Genomic DNA, 3,305 nt, shown 5'->3' with positions numbered 1-3,305 from the left:
GCGGTGCCCCCCCCGCACCCCGCCGGGCCGGAGCGGCCACCGCGCCGATTCGCCCGGATGGCGGATGCCTGTCGGGCCGGATCCTGATCGGTGCTTCAGTAGCGTGCCGGTCCGTACCCCGGAGTCCGACAGATCGAGGTCCCATGGCTCACCCCCGGCCGTCCCGCCGCTCGCTCCTGCGTTCCGGGGCCGCGCTCGCCGCGCTGGCCCTCACCGACGGCTGCTCCTCCGACGGCGGGGGAGAGCCGTCCGGCCCGGCGCCGTCGGGCAGCCCCTCGGGCGCGCCGGAGAGCGGCGGCAGCTGGGCGATGCCCGCCGAGTCGCGTCCGCACACCCGCACGTTCATGGCCTGGCCGGCCCTGGAGGAGGTGTGGGGCGACCAGCTCCCGGGCGTGCGCCAGGACATCGCCGGGCTCGCCCAGGCCATCGCCGGCTTCGAGCCGGTGGTGCTGATGGCCCGCCCCGACCAGGCCGACCAGGCCCGGCAGGCGGTCGGCTCCTCGGTCGAGGTGATCGAGCTGATGGTCGACGACCTGTGGGCCCGGGACACCGGCCCGACCTTCGTCACCGGCCCGCAGGGCCTCGCCGGGGTCGACTTCAACTTCAACGGCTGGGGCAACAAGCAGACCCACGCCAACGACGCCCAGGTCGCCCGCAACCTCCTCGCCCACTACGGCATCACCCGCATCCAGGCCCCGATCACGGGGGAGGGCGGGGCGATCGAGGTGGACGGCGAGGGCACGCTGATGGCCACCGAGAGCTCGTGGGTGAACGACAACCGCAACCCCGGCAAGACCCGCGACCAGATCGAGGCGAGCTTCAAGGACCTGCTCGGCGTCCGGAAGGTGCTGTGGTTCAAGGGCGTCGCCGGCCAGGACATCACCGACTGCCACATCGACGCCCTCGCCCGCTTCGCCGAACCCGGCACCGCCGTGCTCCACCGCCCGGCCGCCGACACCCCGCCGGACATCTGGAGCACGGCCTCCGACCAGGCCCTGGAGGTGCTCAAGTCGGCGACCGACGCGATGGGGCGGACCCTCAAGGTAGTCGAACTCCCGGAGCCCGACTTCGACTTGATCCAGGGCTCGGGCAAGAGCTTCCTCGCCACCTACATCAACTACTACGTGTGCAACGGCGGCGTCATCGTGCCGCGCTTCGGCGACCAGTCCGCCGACGACAACGCGGCCCGGATCATCGGCGACCTCCACCCGGGGCGGAAGGTCACCCAGGTGTCCATCCACCACATCGCGGGCGGCGGCGGGGGCATCCACTGCGCCACCCAGCAGCAGCCCGCCACCACCGGGGCCTCCCCGTCGTGAGCCTGCCATTCGTGAGGGTGCCCGCCCGGCTGCGCGGCAACCGCTTCGCACTCGTCCTGCTGATCCTGGCCGTCCTGTGCTCGGCCGGCATCGCCCTCTACCTCAACGAGCGCAACACCCGCCAGCAGACCCACGAGCTCGCCCTCCCCGCCGCGGGCGACTGGGTCGAACTCGACGTCACGTCCCAGGACATCGACCCCGGCACCGGCCAACTCACCCTCTACGTCTCGCCCGTCCCGCACGGCAGCCTCGCCCAGGGGCCGGAGTCGCCGGCCTTCACCCGTCGGATCGACATCACCGTCCGCTCCACGACCAGGACCGACCTGCGGGCCACGCCCGGCGAGGAGGCGCCGCCCCAGCCCGTGCAGGCCAACCTGTACGACGGCACCGAGAGCGACTACCCCTTCGACCGGTACCACTTCTCGGTGGCGTTCTCGGCGACGGACGGTTCGAGCGCCGTACCCGTCGGCGTCGTCTTCGTCGACGCCGACCCGTTCTTCTTCGTCCGCCCCACCAGCACCCCGTACGGAGCCGGGGTGGTCGAACTGGACGGGAGGGTCAGCCGGGCCCGCAGCACCTTCATCCTCGCGTGGTTCATGATCGCCGCGATGTGGGCCCTCGCCCTGGCTGTCATGGCCGGCGCCGAGGTGCTCTACCGCAGCCGGCAGGGCCTGGTCTGGCCCTCGCTCGGCTGGATGGCCGCGACCCTCTTCGCCCTGATCGGCATGCGCAACGCCGCTCCCGGATCGCCGCCGATCGGCTCGCTCATCGACTACGTCGCCTTCTTCTGGGCCGAAGGGATCATCGCGGCCAGCCTGACCGTGACGGTCGTCGCCGGCACCCGGGTCGAGCACCGCAAGCGCCTGGACGCCGAGGAGGCCGCGCCGGCTTAGGGCGTCGGCAGTGCGAGGACGAGGACCCGGCCACCCGCGGGGTTGCCCCCGCAGGTGAGCCGGGCCCGGCTTGACGGTGCCGGACCGCGTCAGCCGACGGCCGGGATGTCGTGCGTGGCGCAGTGGATGCCGCCGCCGCCCGCGGCGATCGCGTCGATCTTCACGGGGACGATCTCGCGGCCGGGGAAGTACTGCTTCATGGTCTGCTGCGCGCGTTCGTCGGCCCGGTCGTCGCCGAACTTCGGCAGGTAGACGCCCTTCGAGCCGACGTAGAAGTTCATGTACGAGGAGACGAAGGCGTCGCCGCGCCCGGTGATCTTGTCGGGGTCGGGCTGCTGGAGCTCCACGACCTGGACCTTCTTCCCGGTCGCGTCGGTGGCCTGGGCGAGGACGGAGCGCGCCTGGTCGGCCGAGCGGGACCACACGTCCGCCGGGGTGCCGGGGAAGGACTTGTCGAGCAGGATCACGCCGGGGGCGACAAAGCGGGCCAGGCAGTCGACGTGGGCGTCGGTGATGTCCTTGCCCTTGACGCCGGCCAGCCAGATCACCTTCGTCACACCGAGGACCTTCCTGAGCTCGGCCTCGACCTGGTCGCGGGACATGCCGGGGTTGCGGTTGTCGTTCACCACCGAGCTCTCGGTGACCAGCAGCGTGCCCTGCCCGTCGGTCTCGAACGAGCCGCCCTCGGCCACCAGCCTGGTCTCGATCCGCTCGACGCCGTACTTGGCGAGGACGGTGCGGGCGACCTTGGAGTCGTTGCCGCGCTGCTGCTTGCCGCCCCAGCCGTTGAAGTTGAAGTCGACGCCCTTGACCTTGCCGCCCTCCTCGACGAACACCGGCAGGGTGTCGCGGGCCCACAGGTCGTCGACGGCGATCGGCACGACCTCGACCGCCGAGCCGCACGCCTTCTGCGCGGCGTCCTTCTGCTCGGGGCGGGCCATCATGACGACCGGCTCGCGGGCCGCGATCGCCTGGGCCAGCCCGGCGACGTCCCGCCGGACGTCCGGCAGCTGGTCGCCCCACACGGTCTCGGACGCCGGCCAGGACATCACCGTGCGGACGTGCTTGTCCCACTCGGCGCCGAAGCGCCGGG

At 72.2% G+C, this 3,305-nt stretch carries 3 protein-coding genes; 2 read left to right on the top strand and 1 reads right to left on the bottom strand.

Features of this window, described 5'->3' with window-relative positions:
* Window positions 1-143 precede the first annotated feature (143 nt).
* On the top strand, window positions 144-1,319 hold the full coding sequence (locus AB0O00_RS33390) for an agmatine deiminase family protein (protein ID WP_363658231.1): 1,176 nt from the start codon (window positions 144-146) through the stop codon (window positions 1,317-1,319).
* 11 nt (window positions 1,320-1,330) lie between these two features.
* The gene (locus tag AB0O00_RS33385; protein ID WP_363658229.1) at window positions 1,331-2,212 is read left to right on the top strand and encodes a DUF4436 family protein; all 882 of its coding nucleotides are present in this window, start codon (window positions 1,331-1,333) and stop codon (window positions 2,210-2,212) included.
* 89 nt (window positions 2,213-2,301) lie between these two features.
* On the opposite strand, the gene AB0O00_RS33380 is transcribed toward AB0O00_RS33385, so the two are convergent.
* A partial coding sequence (locus tag AB0O00_RS33380) for an agmatine deiminase family protein (RefSeq protein ID WP_363658227.1) occupies window positions 2,302-3,305 on the bottom strand: 1,004 nt, incomplete at its 5' end.

The organism is Kitasatospora sp. NPDC093558 (genome assembly GCF_040683475.1).
In the GTDB taxonomy this organism is placed as follows: domain Bacteria; phylum Actinomycetota; class Actinomycetes; order Streptomycetales; family Streptomycetaceae; genus Kitasatospora.
This window is presented reverse-complemented; position numbering and strand designations above follow the sequence as displayed.